Source organism: Plantibacter lichenum (assembly GCF_050587525.1).
In the GTDB taxonomy this organism is placed as follows: domain Bacteria; phylum Actinomycetota; class Actinomycetes; order Actinomycetales; family Microbacteriaceae; genus Plantibacter.
This window is the reverse complement of the sequence record NZ_JBOBFT010000009.1, coordinates 187,518-202,580: the sequence shown is the minus strand read 5'-3', so window position 1 is coordinate 202,580 and position 15,063 is coordinate 187,518. Positions and strand designations below refer to the sequence as shown.

Below are 15,063 nucleotides of genomic sequence, written 5' to 3'. Positions count from 1 at the left end.
CGCCGGTGCACGCGGGCGACGCCGAGGGCGCCCAGCGGCCGGGCGTCCTCCGGCCTACGCGCCCGCGCGTTCCTCGAGCGCCGCCTCGAGGCGCTCGACCTTCGCGTCGAGCTCGCCCGTGTACCCGGGACGGATGTCGGCCTTGAGCACGAGCGAGACACGGCTGCCGAACGCGCCGACGGCCTCGGTCGCACGCTTCACGACGTCGAAGACCTCGTCCCAGTCGCCCTCGATCGTGGTGAACATCGAGTCCGTGTGGTTCGGGAGACCCGAGTCACGCACGACGGCGACGGCTGCAGCGACGGCATCGTGGACGGACGCATCGGCGTTGCCGCTGCCGGAGGGTGCGACGGAGAAGGCGACGAGCATGGGATCACTCCAGGTTCTGATCGGCCGGACGCGCCGGATCGATCGGGTTGCGGGCGGTGCGGACGGAAGGCGCGGGAGGCGCGGAAGGCACAGCAGACGGCGAGGAGGCCAGGGACGACGGAGGCGTCGACGACCCGGAAGGCGCGGAAGTCGACCCTGAAGGCACCGCAGACGACCCGGGAGCCACAGATTCCGAACGCGCCCCACGCCGGACCCGAGGCGCCCGCGCGGCGTGCCCTCCCAGCCGTTCCGGATCGACGACGAGCTCGACCCTCGGCGGCACGACGAGCGACCAGACGGCCCAGCCGAGGAGCGCGAAGTACAGGAGGTTGCGGAGCGTCAGGACGGTCACCATCGCCGGGTCCTCGCCGAGCAGCCAGAGGTACAGGTACGGGTAGAAGAGCTGCGTGAGACCGGCGATGCCGAGGGCGATGAGGGCGGGCGTCGCGAACCGGCGCCCGCGGTAGACGATCCCGAGGATGACGGGGGCTGCGAGCCAGGTGACGAACTGCGGCGAACCGACCTTGTTGAAGACGATGAGGGTGAGGACGAACGCGAGGGCGAGGGCTGGCAGGATCTGGACGACGTGGCGTCCGGCGCGCATGGCGAGGACCCCGATGAGCACGATGGCGAGCACGGCGACGGCGAGGATGGGCGTCATGATCGAGGCGACTGCGGCCTCGGCCGGTCCGGAGACCTGGAAGGTGAGGATCTGGTGGTCGTAATAGACGCCGCTCCCCGGCACGCCGGCGACGGCCATCCAGAGGTACACGTTCCCGATGGGCGATTCGACCTGCAGTCCGCGCCCCGTCTGCTCGGTCACGAAGCTGAGCACGTGCGATCCACCGATCGCGAAGCCGACGACGAGCACGGCGAGCGCCGTCGCGACGGCCGTGAGCAGCACGACGAGCCGGCGGCGGAGCGCGATGACGAGGGCGGCGACGAGGGCGGCCGGCCAGATCTTCATCCAGGCGGCGACCGTCAGGAGGATCGTCGCTCTGCGCGGTCGCCCCGCGGCCCAGAGGAGGCCGAGGATCGCGATCGGCACGGTCACGGAGTCGATGCGGCCGAGGGCGATGGGGCCGAGCAGCACGAGGAAGCCGAGCCACCACCAGGCCGCTGCGGAGCGGTGCTTGGAGGCGCCGTTGCCGACGAGCACGCCGAAGGCGACCGCGTTGAGGATCGACACGAGGACGAGCCACGCGAAGCCGTACCAGGCGGGTCCTGCGAGGAGCGGGAGGAGCATCGGCACGATCGCGAGGATCGGGTAGACGAAGCTCACGTCGACGCCGGGGATCGGGCCGCCGTTCGTCGCGTTCTGGACCCACGGGAGGTACACGCCCGTCACATCGCCGATCGGCTGTCCTGGGGCCGCCAGGCACAGCCAGATCAGCAGGATGTGGACCACGGCGAAGCCGGACCAGAGGAGCCATCGCCGAGTCACGTGATCATCCTAGGGGCGGCCGCGGCCGGAGACCTGGACATCGGGTGACAGGCGCCCCGGCCGATCACGACCGGCGACTCAGTACCCGCTGAACGCATCGGTCCGCACGCGCGTCGCGCCGACACCGCGCAGGGCGGGCTTCAGGGCGTCGATGAGCGTGGGCGGGCCGGAGATGAGCACTTCCCGCGCGGCGAGGTCCGGAACGGCGTCGACGAGCCGTTCGTGGTCGATCCGCCCAGGTCCCAGGTACGTCCAGCCGGCCGGGAGTGGCTCTGGAGCGACCGGCGCGGCCACGAACACCCGCACGCCCCACGCCTGCAGTTCCGCCGCGTACGCGAGTTCCTCGGTCCCGGAGACGACGTACACGAGCACGATGTCGCGCTGCTGTCGCCGCACGTGGAGCTGCGCGAGCTGCGAGGCGAAGGGGGTGATCCCGATGCCGGCGGCGATGAGGAGGAGCGGGCGCGTCTCATCGGCGGGGAGGACGAAGTCGCCCCACACACCGGTGGCGGAGACGGAACCGCCGACCGGCAGCGTCGCGAGCGCACGTTTGAAACTGCTCGCCCGCTCGGGCATCCGCATCGCGACCCGGATCGTGTGGCCGTCCTCCGGAGGTGACACGATGCTGAACGTCCGTCTCGTCCCCCGCACGTCGGCCCTCCGGTGCGGGAGGGTCAGTTCGAGGTACTGTCCGGCCACGAACGACACCGGTCGTGTCGCCGTGAAGCTGTACTCCACGGCCGTCGGGGTGAGCTGCGTGGTCCGATCGAGGCGCAGTCGGATGCCGGACCGGCGGCTCACGGCGAACGCGAACAGGTTGCCGACGAGGAGTGCGAGCTCCGGCGTGGAGAAGACGGGCCCGAAGGCGTACGGCACGGCGAACACGACGCCGACGAGCACGGCTTCGACGAGTTGCTGCCAGCGGCGCGGCGGGAGGGTGAGCGGTTCGCTCAGCATGAACGCCGCGAGGAAGACGATCGGGTACGAGGTGAGTGGCGCGAGAGCCGCGGCACCGAGTTCCTGGCCGGAAGCCGCGAGGCGGATCGTGACGAGCGCCCACGCGACGACGATGAACGTCCCGGCCATCGCGAGTCGCCGAGTCCGATAGAGCACGAGGAAGCCGAGGACCACGACGGCCGGCAGCAGGTACGGGCTCGCCGCCCACCACACAGACGGCGAGAGTCCGCTCACGCTCATGACGACGGCCGCGACGACCGTCGGGTTCACGATGTGGCGCTTCCGGAACACGAGCACGTACTTGCCCGCCTGAGCGATGAGGGAGGCCAGTGCGATCCAGAGCAGCGCGAGCGGGTCGGTGCTCGGCCACAGGATGAAGAACAGCAGGAGCGAGGTGATGACGGCGGACTCGCCGTGCGGTCGCACCCGGAAGAGCGCGCCGAAGAGCCGGTTGCCGCCATAGCCGACGACGATGAGCACGGCCGCCGTCGCGAGCAGCTCGAGCGGCGTGTAGAACACCTTCCCGAGGAGCGACAGGATGAAGGCGTAGAGCGCGAGGGTGCCGAGCGAGAGCGTCACGAGCCGGTACATCGTCACCCGCCCGAGCACGGTGTCGAAGAGGTAGGCGAGACGGCCTCCACCGATCATGTGAACAACTCCCCTGGAAAGCCGGCCGAGGTGTCGACGAGGCCGGTGGTGAACATCCTGACACTCTCGACGCCGTCGAAGCGCGGTGCGAGGATGCCGTGGTCGGTGAAGAACAGTGCTGTGGCGATGCCGTCGGCGACCATCGCGGACGGTGCGGTCGCCCACGTCGCCGCGACCTCGTTCGTCGGGAGTCCGGTGCGACCGTCGATGACGTGGTGGAGGCCGGATCCCCACGCGCGTCGGTTGGTGGCGGATGCGCAGAGTGCGCCGTCGGTCATCGTGGCGACGCCGATCGCCTTCCGCGGGTCGTACGGGTGCTCGAGCGCGACCCGCAAGGGGATGCCGCCACGGTGCAGGAGGTCGCCGGACGCGTCGATCGTGAACGCCGTGTGCCCGGCATCGTGCAGCAGGTCCGCCACGATGTCGACGAGGTAGCCCTTGCCTGCAGCTCCGACGTCGATCACGACCGCGGTCGTCGTGGTGAGCGTGCGCGTCTCCGCGTCCCACGCGGCGATGTCGTCCCAGACGGGTGCACCGATCGCCGGCCCCGCCTGGACGAGCGAGTACGCGGTATCGTAGCCGAGGCGTTCGAGCGATGCGCCGACGAACGGGCTCACCGCGCCGCCCGTCGCATCGAACAGTGCGCGGTACAGCGCGAAGAGCGCAGACGCATCCTCGGGGAAGGGTTCGCTCGCGGGCCCCCGTGCGAACCGGGCCACGAGCGAGTCGTCACGGAAGCGGGAGTACGTCGCATCGAAACGCTCGATGCGGTCCGCCAACGCTTCGGCGAGGTCGTCGCCGAGCGGTTCGGCCGTGTCGATCTGCCACGACGTCCCGATCGCCTCGAACGGCCTCCCCTGGCGGATCACCGGATCAGCTCGCGGCCGCATCCGCCTTGATCTCGTCGATCGCCTCGTTGAATCCGCCGCTCGTGAGCGAGGAACCGGCGACCTTCGAGACCTTGAGCGAGTCGATGTCCTTGCCGACGACCTCGCTCTGGATGCCGGAGATGAACTTGGCCTGGAACTGCTTGCCGTTCGGGCTGTTGGCGCCGGAGACGACGTCGAGGGCCGTCACGACGTCCTTCGTCAGGGTGACGGTGACCGTGAGGTCCTCCTCCCCGCCGGGCGACTGATAGCTGCCCTTGGCCGTGTAGGAGCCGTCCTTGTAGCTCGCGGAGCCGGAGGACGCGGAGGCGTCGGTCGTGCTCGATGCGCTCGGAGCCGCACTCGACGAGGTGCCCTGCGGCGCGGCCCCGGAACCCGATTCCGCGTCGGCCGCCGCCGAGCAACCGGCGAGCGTGCCGACGAGGGTGAGCCCTGCGAGCGCCGCGAACGTCGTCTTCGTCGCGGTCCGCGAGAGTCGTGGCTTCCGGTTGGCGGGGATCATGTCCATCTGTGGTCTCCTCATCGTCGGCTGGGGCGCCTGTCGAACAGTGTGTTGAAGCTTCCTATGCGCAAGCTATGAGCGTCCTGGAAGTTCGGCCGGATCGGCTGTGGACCAGGAGTCGCGGGACCGGGTCCCGTTTCGGCCGTCAGTCCCTGAGCAGTTCCGCGACGACCCCGCGCACGGCCTCAGCGACGTCGAGCGCGACGAGCGGCCCGTCCTTCGCGGCGGCCTGGCCGGCGAGCGCGTGCAGCAGGGCGGCCGATGCGGCGATGGGTGCGAGCACACGGTGGTCGGCGGCGATGCGGGACGCGTTGGTCGCGAGCAGGGCGCCGAGGATACCGCCCAGCGCGTCGCCCGTCCCGGCCGTCGCGAGCCAGGCAGGCCCGCCGGTGACGGTGATCCCCGTGCCGTCGGGCGCGAGGACGTGCGTGATGGTCCCCTTCAGCAGCACGACCACGCCGAGCCGTTCGGCCACCTGCGCCGCGAACCGGGACGGGTCGGCGAGGACGGCGTCGAGGTCGGCGGTGACGCCGAGCCCGCTCAGCATCGTCAGGAGTTCTCGGGCGTGCGGGGTGACGACGACGCGCCATGCGTCATCCGCCCCTGCACCCGTGCCGGATCCGCGATGCAGTCCTCCCGCTGTCACCCGGCGGAGCGCGCCGGCGTCGGCCGCGACCGGTTCGCTGGACCGCAGCGCCGCATCGATGAGCGATCCCTCGTGCGTCGTGAGCGCGTCGGCGTCCATGCCGGACCCGAGGAGCCACGCCTGCACCCGGCCGTCCGCAGTGACGACCTCCGGGCGACGCTGCAGGACGAACGACGCCGCCCGCTCCGAACCGAGGTAGCGCAGCATCCCGAGCCCCGTCCGGCTCGCCGCCTCGACCCCGATCACGGCCGCGCCGGGATAGCGATCGGAGCCCGTCACGACGCCGAGGACGCCCCGCGCGTATTTGTCGTCCTCCGGCTTCGGTTCCACGATCCACTCGCGCAGCAGTTCCGTCGTCCACTCGATGAGTTCAGGCATGCTCCTTACGATACGGGCCCTGTGAGCGCGATATGGGCCCTGTGGAGAACCGGTTCCCGATGCCGCCGTGGGTTAGCGTTGACGAAATCGAAAGGACGGTCCATGCCGATCAGCATCCCCGGACGAGTGGTGGTCTTCGACTACGGCGAAGTCATCTCCGTCACCCCGGTCCAAGCCGATCGCGACGCGCTCCTGGCCGTCGCCGAGGTCGATCCGGAGGTGTTCTGGCCGCCGTACTGGCGCTTGCGAGATGCGCTCGACCTCGGCTCGCTGAGCGTCACCGACTACTGGACCACCATCCGCGACGAGATCGGTGCCGACTGGTCCGATGCCACCATCCAACGACTGTGGATCGCGGACTTCCGCAGCTGGCTCAGCATCAACACAGAGGTGTTCGATGCCATCGCAGCGCTCCACGCCGGAGGCACCCGGCTCGCCATCCTCTCGAACGCAGGTACCGACTTCGGCGGCTTCTACCGCCACGGCCCGCTCTCCCGCTTCTTCGAGCGCGTCTTCGTGAGCGCGGAGATGGACCTCGTGAAGCCTGATCCCGCCATCTACCTCGAGACCATGCGAGCCCTCGGCGTCTCCCCCGCCGAGTTCATCTTCATCGACAACCGCATCGAGAACGTCGATGCCGCCGTCGCCCTCGGAGCGACCGCTCACCACTTCACAGGCGCTGCGGGAATGCGCACCTTCCTCGAGGAGTTGTCGGAAACGACGACGGCAGTGCGTTCCAGCTGAGTCGCCGATCCACAACCCACCGAAGGAGTCAGATGACCACGCTGTTCGACCCGTACCGTCTCCGAGGCATCGACATCCGCAATCGACTCTGGGTGGCCTCCATGTGCCAGTACGCGGTGGAGCAGGAGGACGGCGTCCCCACGGCGTGGCAGCTCGTGCACCTCGGCCAGTTCGCGGCGGGCGGCTTCGGCCTCGTCCTCACCGAGGCGACGGCGGTGAACCCCGAGGGGCGCATCTCACCGCGGGACACCGGCATCTGGACCGACGAACAGCGCGACGCCTGGAAGCCCGTCACCGCGTTCCTCTCCGCGCACGGGGCGGTGCCCGGCATCCAGCTCGCGCACGCCGGCCGACGAGCCTCCTCCTTCGCGCCCTGGGGCACCACGCAGCGGGGAACGATCCCCGCCGATCAGGGCGGCTGGACGACCGTCGGCCCGTCGGCGGTCCCCTTCATCGCGCACGGAGAACCGGTCGCGCTCGACGCTGCCGGGATCGATCGCGTCGTCGAGGACTTCCGTTCTGCTGCGGCCCGCGCCGTGGAGGCGGGCTTCCGCGTCATCGAGCTGCACGCGGCCCACGGGTACCTCCTGCACCAGTTCCTCTCCCCGCTGTCCAACGTACGGACGGACGAGTACGGCGGCTCCCTCGAGAACCGCGCCCGGCTCCTCCTGCGCGTCGTCGACGCCGTGCGCTCGGTGCTGCCTGAGGACCTCGCGCTCTTCATCCGCTTCTCCGCCACCGACTGGGCCGAAGGCGGCTGGGACGAGCAGCAGACGGCGACGGTCGCCGGATGGGCCGTCGAGCACGGCGCCGATTTCTTCGACATCTCCTCCGGGGGCATCGTCGGCGACGCCGTCATCCCCTACGGCCCCGGTTACCAGGTGCCGCTCGCCGCATCGGTTCGTGCTTCCGGCGTCCCGACGAGCGCGGTCGGCGAGATCACGACGCCCGAGCAGGCCGCCGCGATCATCGCCGACGAGCAGGCGGACGCCGTCCTGCTCGCCCGCCAGGCGCTCCGCGACCCGCACTTCCCGCTGCATGCGGCGGAAGTGCTCGGCGCGGACGTGGACCTGTGGCCGGGCCAGTACCAGCGAGCGAAGCCCGTTCGCGTCGGCTCCTGACCCGGTCCCTGAGCCCAGGCCCCGGTCACTCAGCCCATCGAAGGGCCCCGGTCCCTGAGCCCGTCGAAGGACCCGTTCCCTGAGCCCGTCGAAGGACCCGTTCCCTGAGCCTGTCGAAGGGCCCCGGTCCCTGAGCCTGTCGAAGGGCCCCGGTCCCTGAGCCTGTCGAAGGGCCCTGGTCACTGAGCCCCTCGAAGGGCCCCGGTCCCTGAGCCTGTCGAAGGGCCCTGACGCGACAACGCCCACCCCGAACCTCGGAGTGGGCCTTGCTGCGTTCCGGCCTGGCCGCCTGGCGGCCTAGCGGCGCCTCGTGGCGTCCTGCACTTCTCCGACGAGTTCCTCGATGATGTCCTCGAGGAACAGGACGCCGGTCGTGTTGCCCTCCTCGTCGAACACGCGGGCGACGTGCGCGCCGGAGCGACGCATCGTCGTGAGCGCGTCCTCGACGTCCGATCCCTCGAACACCGACACGAGTTGGCGGATCCGCTTCGCGGGCACCGGCTTCGACTCGTCGCCGTTGTCGACGAGGTCGTCGAAACGCAGCACGTCCTTCAGGTGGATGTAGCCCATCGGCACCTGCTCGTCGTCGACGATCACGTAGCGCGAGTACCCGTACTTCGCGACGGCCCGCTCCACATCGGACGGCGTCGCCTGCTCCGTGAGCGTGATGAGCGCGCTGAGCGGCAGGGCCACGTCGCGGACCTTCTTCTCGGTGAACTCGAACGCTGCCACGAGCGCTCCGGTCGAGTCGACGAGGATGCCCTCGCGCGTCGACTGGTTGACGATCGTCGCCACCTCGTCGAGCGTGAACGCACTCGCCGCCTCATCCTTCGGCTCGACGCCGAAGAGCCGGACGACGCCGTTCGAGACGGCGTTGAGCGCCACGATGATCGGCTTGAACACCTTGCCGACGAACACGAGCGGCGGCGCGAGCAGGAGCACTGCGCGGTCCGGCACCGAGAACGACAGGTTCTTCGGGACCATCTCGCCGAACACGACGTGGAGGTAGGAGACGAGCAGCAGCGTGATGATGAACGCGATCGTCCCGATGGCCTCGTCGGGCAGCCCGGTGAGGTGCAACGGCACTTCGAGCAGGTGGTGGATCGCCGGCTCGGAGACGTTCAGGATGAGCAGCGAGCACACGGTGATGCCGAGCTGGCTCGTCGCCAGCATGAGCGTCGCATGCTCCATCGCCCACAGCGCGGTCTTCGCGCTCCGCTTGCCCTGTTCGGCGAGCGGTTCGATCTGCGAACGGCGGGCGGAGATGACGGCGAATTCGGCGCCGACGAAGAACGCGTTGGCGAGGAGCAGCACGAAGAGCCACCCGAGTCCTGCCCAGTCGCTCATGACGCCTCACCGTCCTCGATCGGTTCCGGTCTCGGTGTGAAGCGGATGCGGTCGATGCGACGGCCGTCGAGTCGTTCGACGCGGAGCACGCCGGCGTCGATGTCGATCTCGTCGCCGACGACCGCGAGGCGGCCGAGGACGCTCATGACGTATCCCGCGACGGTCTCGTACGGGCCGTCCTCCGGGACCACGACGCCGGCTCGTTCGAGCAGTTCGTCGGGGCGGAGGCTGCCGGGGAAGGTGATGGAGTCGCGTCCGCGGACGACGCCCGCGCGGGTGCGGTCGTGTTCATCCGCGACCTCGCCGACGAGTTCCTCGACGAGGTCTTCGAGCGTCGCGACGCCGGCGGTGCCGCCGTATTCGTCCACGACGACGGCCATCTGGTAGCCGCGGCCGCGCAGCTGGCTGAGCAGGACGTCGAGTTTCATCGTCTCCGGGACCCGGAGGGCCGGCGACTGCAGGGCGGACACGGGCACGTCGAGTCGGCGTTCGCGCGGAACGGCGATCGCCTGCTTCACGTGCACGACGCCGATGACGTCGTCCACGTCCTCATCGGTCACGGGGAACCGGGAGTGCCCGGTCGTCCTGGCGAGCTCGAGGACGGCCTGTGCGGGTTCGCCTCGCTGGATGGACGCGATGCGCGGGCGCGGCGTCATGACGTCGGAGGCCGTGTGCCCCGCGAAGTGGAGCGTGCGGTTGAGGAGCGTCGCCGTGTCGGCTTCGAGGGTGCCCTCGATCGCGGATCGGCGGACGAGCGAGGAGAGTTCCTCGGCCGTTCGAGCGCCGGACAGCTCTTCCTTCGGCTCCACGCCGAATGCGCGGATGAGACCGTTGGCGCTGCCGTTCAGCACGATGACCGCCGGCTTGAACACGAAGGTGAACGCCGTCTGGAACGGGATCACGAGCTTCGCGGTCTGCCGCGGGAGCGCGAGCGCGAAGTTCTTCGGCACGAGTTCGCCGATGATCATGCTCAGCAGGGTGGCGATGATCACGGCGGTGATGCTCGCCACGATCGGGAGGATGGCCTCCGGGAGGCCGATCGCGCCGAACGGGCCGCTGAGGAGCGAACCGATCGCCGGCTCCATCGTGTACCCGGTGAGGAGGGTGGTGAGGGTGATGCCGAGCTGTGCGCTCGAGAGATGCGTCGAGGTGAGTTTGAGGGCTGCGATGGTCATCGTCAGCCGCGTCTCGCCGCGGTCGCGTCGGGCTTCGAGGTCTGCTCGGTCGAGGTTGACGAGCGCGAACTCGGAGGCCACGAACAAACCGGTGCCGAGCGTCAGGATCAACCCGACACCCAACATGATCCATTCATACATGGTGGCCCCCTACTCGCTCGAAGCGGGGTCTATGGTCGGGCGAACTGTCAGAGGGAGGGTCGTCCATTGTGCGGATGAGTCTACCCGAGCACACGCTCGTTGCACCTGTGTTTTCGCTTGGGGCGGATCGGATGCGTATCGGATCGGACGAGCGGTCGCGTCAGCTCGTCTGCTCCACGACGACGGCATCTGCACCTGCATCGGTATCGGCCGAAGCCGCCACCGCAGCCCGCGCCCGCCGCCGCTTCGCGAGCAGCACGAGCGTGACCACACCGGCCGCGAGGGCGGGGACGGCGCCGGAGACGACCATGCCGACGTGCGGCCCGGCGTGTTCGACGAGCCAGCCCATGAGCGGCCCGCCGATCGCCTGCCCGCCGAGCAGCACGAGCACGTACAACGCCATGACCCGGCCGCGGATCCCCGCGTTGGCGGAGAGCTGCACGAGCGAGTTCGCGGCGGTGATGAAGAGGAGCGTGGCGACGCCGCCGCCCACGAGGAGCGCGCAGAAGAGGAACAGCGACGGCATGAGGCCCGTGGTCGCTTGGAGGACGCCGATCGCGGCGGCCGTACCGATGACGATGGGGAGGTCGACCCGGCCCCGCCTGGTCGATGCGAGTGCGCCCGTGAGCGCTCCCGCCGCGACGAGCGCGTTGAGGAGCCCGTACCCGCCGGGCCCGATATCGAAGACCTGGGATGCGTAGGCGGCGAGGAGCACGGGCATGTTGAGCGCGAAGACCGACACGAACGCGAGCATCACGACCGTCCAGAGGATCGCCGGTTTGCGCACGGCGTACCGGACGCCCTCGGCCATCTGGCCCTTCGCTCGCGGCATCGGCTTCGTCGGCATGAGCGCCTTCACGTTCATGAGCGAGAGCGTGAGCACCACGCCGCAGCAGGCGACGGCGTTGATCGCGAACGACCAGCCGGAGCCGATCGCGGTGATCATGAGGCCGCCGACTGCGGGACCGACGAGCTGACCGAGCTGGAACACGGCCGAGTTGATGCTGATCGCGTTCGGCAGCCGGTGCGGGCCGACGAGCTCGCTCACGAACGACTGTCGGGCCGGGGTGTCCACGACCGTCACGAGTCCGAGCAGGAAGGCGATGACGTAGATGTGCCACACCTGCACGGCGCCGGTGAGCGCGAGGACCGACAGGACGACGGCGAGCGCAGCGGCGAGCGACTGCGTGATCGTCAGGAGGATCCGCTTCGGGTACCGGTCGGCGAGGACGCCGCCGAGCAGGCCGAAGACGAGCATGGGCGCGAACTGCATCGCGACCGTGACGCCGACGGCCGCGACGCTGCCGGAGAGCTCGAGGACGAGCCAGTCCTGGGCGATGCGCTGCATCCCGATCGCCGTCGTCGCGACGATGTGGCCGATCGTGAAGAGGCGGAAGTTCGGGACGCGGAGCGAGGTGAAGGTGTCGCGCCAGGCGGGGCGGACGCCGACGATGGGCATCGATGCGGTCGGAGGGGACAAGGGGACGGCGGTGTCCGTCGGTGGTGTCACAGTGGGGTCCAGCGTTTCGTATGTCGAGGGTGCGTGTCGTATGGGTGGGTGGTGCGGATGGTGGTCGTGCGGGTGGTGCTGTCGTGCGAGTGGGTGGGATCCGCTCTCCACGCTATTGGCCGTAGAGTCATTCCTGAAGGAAATTGCACCTATAAGTCCTATTCGATTTGTGAATGAGAGGGTCTCGACGTGTTCGATCCAGCACTCCTCCGCACCTTCCTCGCCGTCGCCGAGACGCGCAGTTTCACGCGTGCAGCCGCCCAGCTGGGGCTCAGCCAGCCGACCGTGAGCCAGCAGATCCGCCGCCTCGAGGATGCGGCTGGCCGATGGCTCGTCGTCCGCGACACCCGCGACGTCCGCCTCACCGACAACGGCGATGCGATGGCAGGCTTCGCGCGCACGATCCTCGCCGCCCACGCCTCGGCCGAGAGCTACTTCAGCGGGTCCGCGATGCGCGGCAAGTTGCGATTCGGCGCAGCGGACGACCTCGCGATGACGCAGCTCCCCCGGATCCTGCGCCACTTCCGGCAGCTGCACCCGCAGGTCAACCTCGAGCTCACGGTGAACCAGAGCGGGCCGCTCTACCGACGACTCAAAGCGGGGCAGCTCGACCTCATCTTCATCAAGATGAACCCTGGGCAGGGCGAGGGCACGCTCGTGCGGAGCGACTCGATGGTGTGGGTCGGCTTGGAGAAGACGACGATCGAACCGGGACTGCCCGTGCCGCTCATCGCCTACCAGGATCCGAGTCTGTCCCGTCAGCTGGCGATCGATGCGCTCGAGCAGTCGGGCCGGACCTGGCGGATCACGTGCAGCACGCGTGAGGTCAACGGTGTGCTCGCGGCGGTTCGTGCCGGCCTCGGCGTCGCCGTGTTCCCACGGAGCCTGATCCCCGCCGACCTCGTGATGCTGAGCGGCCGCTTCGGACTGCCCACGCTCGGTTCGATCGACTTCACACTGCTCGCGAATCCGTCCACGGCATCCGATCCCGTCACGGCGCTCACCTCCGCGATCATGGACCGTTCCCTGGCCTGACCTGTGTTTCCACAATTCAGGAACATCTGCACAATTCAGGAAGATTCCGGGCGAAACGCTGTCAGATCATCCTGAATTGTGCAATCGACCCTGAATTGTGGAAGTTCGATGGAGATCCGGGCGGGTCAGACATCGACCAACGCGATGCGGGTCAGGCGGGGACGGTTGCCGGTCAGGCGGGGACGGTCGCCGGGTCCTCGGCGAACGGCGCAGGCAGCAGGTAGGTCTCGCGCACCTCGGCGGAATCGTGCGGGCCGCTGCCGTCAGGACCGAAGAACGGCTCGTCGAACTCGATGATCCAGGTCGTCAGCTGCTCGGTCCACACGGACACGAACGCGGCCGACCGCGAACGCCCGGGTGCCACGATCACGCCGGAGACGTACTCGACACTCGATGCGTCCGCATCGGGATCGGTCTGGACGAGGACCTGCATGCCGAGTCCGAAGCCGTGCTGCTCAGGTGCCGATCGTCGAAAAGCCATGCGCCCAGTGTCCCATGCCAGCCTGCGCGCCCCACGCCCGCTCGTCGCACCGTCCCGCCAAACCTCCGTTTTCGTGCAATCCGGCCATTTTCGGAGGCACTTCTTGCACGAAAACGGAGGTTCGGACTGTGGCAGGAGCGGGGGCGGAGGCGGAGCAGGGGTGGGGGCTGGGCGTCACCAGGAGACGGGGAGCGCCTTGCCCTCCTCGTAGCCAGCGGCCGACTGCACGCCAACGAGCGCACGCTCGTGGAAGCCCGGGATGGTCGACGCACCGGCGTAGGTGAAGGACGACCGGACGCCGGAGGTGATCATGTCGAGCAGGTCCTCGACGGAGGGCCGTAACGGGTCGAGGAGGATGCGGGAGGACGAGATCCCCTCGGCGAAGAGCGTCTTCCGCGCCAGCTCATAGGGGTCCAGACGCCCGAAGCGCTCGTGCACGGCCTTCGTCGACGCCATCCCCCAGCTCTCCTTGTACAGGACGCCGTCCGGACCGTGCTCGAGTTCGCCCGGCGCTTCGATCGTCCCGGCGAACCAGGAGCCGATCATGACCGACGACGCTCCGGCGGCGAGGGCGAGCGCCACGTCCCGCGGGTACCGTACGCCGCCGTCGGCCCACACGGCCGCACCCACTTCGCGCGCCGCCTCCGCAGTTTCGAGCACGGCGGAGAACTGCGGGCGTCCGACGGCCGTCATCATGCGGGTCGTGCACATCGCGCCCGGCCCGACGCCGACCTTCAGGATGTCGGCACCGGCGTCGACGAGGTCGCGCACGGCGACCGAGGTCACGACGTTGCCCGCGACGATCGGGATGCCGAGCCCGGCGGCCTTGACGGCGGCGATGGCGCGCAGCATCCCGTCCTGGTGGCCGTGGGCGGTGTCGATCACGAGGACGTCGACTCCTGCGGCGGCGAGGGCGCGTGCTTTGGAGGCGATGTCGCCGTTGATGCCGAGCGCCGCGGCGACGCGCAACCGTCCATCGGCGTCGAGCGCCGGCCGGTACAGCGTGGCGCGGAGGGCGCTCTTGCGGCTGAGCGTGCCGACGACCGCGCCGTGGTGCAGGACGGGCGCGAACTCGAGGTCGGCGGCGATCATGAGGTCGAACGCGGCGCGTCCACCGGTGACGTCGTCCGCGTCGATGCTCGCGAGCGCGCCGTGCACGAGGTCGCCGAGGCGCGCATCGGGCAAGGCCGTGGCGAGTCGCGACGCGGTGATGCAGCCGGCGTAAGTCCCGGAGTCGTCGTGGAGCACGATGCCGTGGCCCTCGACGGGCGGGATCTTCCGCATCGCGTCGGCAGCCGTGTCGTCGGGAGACATCACGAGCGGCGTGTCGAAGGCGACCGGCTGGGACTTCACCCAGCGGATCGCCGCATCGAGGTCCTGCAGCGGCATGTCCTGCGGGAGCACCCCGAGTCCGCCGCGTCTGGCGAGCGTCGCGGCCAGTCGCGGGCCGGTCACGGAATTCATGTTCGCCGAGACGATGGGGATCGTCGCGCCCGTCCCATCGTCCGGGGCGATGTCGACATCCAAGCGACTCGCGATGTCGGACCGGCTCGGAACGAGGAAGACGTCCGAGTAGGTCAGGTCGTGGCTGGGAATCTCACCGATGAACCTCATGGGAACAACGTATCCCGCCGGGTTGCCTGAGCGCAGCGCCCAGGGAATGGGTTTAGGCTTGAAC

The 15,063-nt window shown here is 69.4% G+C and carries 14 protein-coding genes; 3 read left to right on the top strand and 11 right to left on the bottom strand.

Annotated features, from left to right (window positions below; translation table 11 throughout):
• Positions 1-54: 54 nt before the first annotated feature.
• The 6 genes from ACQ3HB_RS13985 to ACQ3HB_RS13960 all read right to left on the bottom strand — a co-directional run bounded on the left by ACQ3HB_RS13985 (position 55) and on the right by ACQ3HB_RS13960 (position 5,831).
• Positions 55-369 (bottom strand): thiamine-binding protein, encoded by a 315-nt coding sequence (locus ACQ3HB_RS13985; RefSeq protein WP_430920678.1) that lies wholly within the window; start codon positions 367-369, stop codon positions 55-57.
• A 4-nt stretch (positions 370-373) separates the two neighbouring features.
• On the bottom strand, positions 374-1,813 hold the full coding sequence (locus tag ACQ3HB_RS13980; protein WP_430920677.1) for a glycosyltransferase 87 family protein: 1,440 nt from the start codon (positions 1,811-1,813) through the stop codon (positions 374-376).
• 78 nt (positions 1,814-1,891) lie between these two features.
• Entirely contained in the window at positions 1,892-3,418 is a 1,527-nt protein-coding gene (locus ACQ3HB_RS13975) for an FAD-dependent oxidoreductase (RefSeq protein WP_430920676.1), read from the bottom strand.
• The gene (locus tag ACQ3HB_RS13970) at positions 3,415-4,308 is read right to left on the bottom strand and encodes an FAD:protein FMN transferase (protein WP_430920675.1); all 894 of its coding nucleotides are present in this window, start codon (positions 4,306-4,308) and stop codon (positions 3,415-3,417) included. The genes ACQ3HB_RS13975 and ACQ3HB_RS13970 overlap by 4 nt, the downstream gene beginning before the upstream one ends.
• Positions 4,292-4,813, bottom strand: a complete 522-nt coding sequence (locus ACQ3HB_RS13965) for an FMN-binding protein (protein WP_430920674.1) — start codon at positions 4,811-4,813, stop codon at positions 4,292-4,294. The genes ACQ3HB_RS13970 and ACQ3HB_RS13965 overlap by 17 nt, the downstream gene beginning before the upstream one ends.
• A gap of 139 nt (positions 4,814-4,952) precedes the next feature.
• The gene (locus tag ACQ3HB_RS13960; protein ID WP_430920673.1) at positions 4,953-5,831 is read right to left on the bottom strand and encodes an ADP-dependent NAD(P)H-hydrate dehydratase; all 879 of its coding nucleotides are present in this window, start codon (positions 5,829-5,831) and stop codon (positions 4,953-4,955) included.
• Between the two features lie 102 nt (positions 5,832-5,933).
• Here ACQ3HB_RS13960 and ACQ3HB_RS13955 point away from each other — a divergent pair, with 102 nt between their 5' ends.
• Both ACQ3HB_RS13955 and ACQ3HB_RS13950 read left to right on the top strand, forming a co-directional pair.
• A complete protein-coding gene (locus ACQ3HB_RS13955) occupies positions 5,934-6,575 on the top strand; it encodes an HAD family hydrolase (protein WP_430920672.1) in 642 nt (213 codons plus the stop codon).
• Positions 6,576-6,607: 32 nt separating this feature from the next.
• Positions 6,608-7,696, top strand: a complete 1,089-nt coding sequence (locus ACQ3HB_RS13950) for an NADH:flavin oxidoreductase/NADH oxidase (RefSeq protein ID WP_430920671.1) — start codon at positions 6,608-6,610, stop codon at positions 7,694-7,696.
• A gap of 297 nt (positions 7,697-7,993) precedes the next feature.
• On the opposite strand, the gene ACQ3HB_RS13945 is transcribed toward ACQ3HB_RS13950, so the two are convergent.
• The 3 genes from ACQ3HB_RS13945 to ACQ3HB_RS13935 all read right to left on the bottom strand — a co-directional run bounded on the left by ACQ3HB_RS13945 (position 7,994) and on the right by ACQ3HB_RS13935 (position 11,869).
• The gene (locus tag ACQ3HB_RS13945; RefSeq protein ID WP_430920670.1) at positions 7,994-9,043 is read right to left on the bottom strand and encodes a hemolysin family protein; all 1,050 of its coding nucleotides are present in this window, start codon (positions 9,041-9,043) and stop codon (positions 7,994-7,996) included.
• On the bottom strand, positions 9,040-10,359 hold the full coding sequence (locus tag ACQ3HB_RS13940) for a hemolysin family protein (RefSeq protein WP_430920669.1): 1,320 nt from the start codon (positions 10,357-10,359) through the stop codon (positions 9,040-9,042). The genes ACQ3HB_RS13945 and ACQ3HB_RS13940 overlap by 4 nt, the downstream gene beginning before the upstream one ends.
• A gap of 160 nt (positions 10,360-10,519) precedes the next feature.
• Positions 10,520-11,869, bottom strand: coding sequence for an MFS transporter (locus ACQ3HB_RS13935; RefSeq protein WP_430920668.1), 1,350 nt, complete (start codon positions 11,867-11,869; stop codon positions 10,520-10,522).
• A 189-nt stretch (positions 11,870-12,058) separates the two neighbouring features.
• Between ACQ3HB_RS13935 and ACQ3HB_RS13930 the strand changes: the two genes are divergently transcribed.
• A complete protein-coding gene (locus ACQ3HB_RS13930) occupies positions 12,059-12,904 on the top strand; it encodes a LysR substrate-binding domain-containing protein (protein ID WP_430920667.1) in 846 nt (281 codons plus the stop codon).
• Positions 12,905-13,076: 172 nt separating this feature from the next.
• Here the strand turns inward: ACQ3HB_RS13930 and ACQ3HB_RS13925 are convergent, their stop codons facing one another.
• Together ACQ3HB_RS13925 and guaB1 are read right to left on the bottom strand one after the other, a co-directional pair.
• Positions 13,077-13,385 carry a hypothetical protein gene (locus tag ACQ3HB_RS13925; RefSeq protein ID WP_430920666.1) on the bottom strand — a complete coding sequence of 103 codons (309 nt, stop codon included), beginning with the start codon at positions 13,383-13,385 and terminating at the stop codon, positions 13,077-13,079.
• A gap of 174 nt (positions 13,386-13,559) precedes the next feature.
• Positions 13,560-14,999, bottom strand: coding sequence for a GMP reductase (gene guaB1 / locus ACQ3HB_RS13920; RefSeq protein WP_430920665.1), 1,440 nt, complete (start codon positions 14,997-14,999; stop codon positions 13,560-13,562).
• Positions 15,000-15,063: the final 64 nt, after the last annotated feature.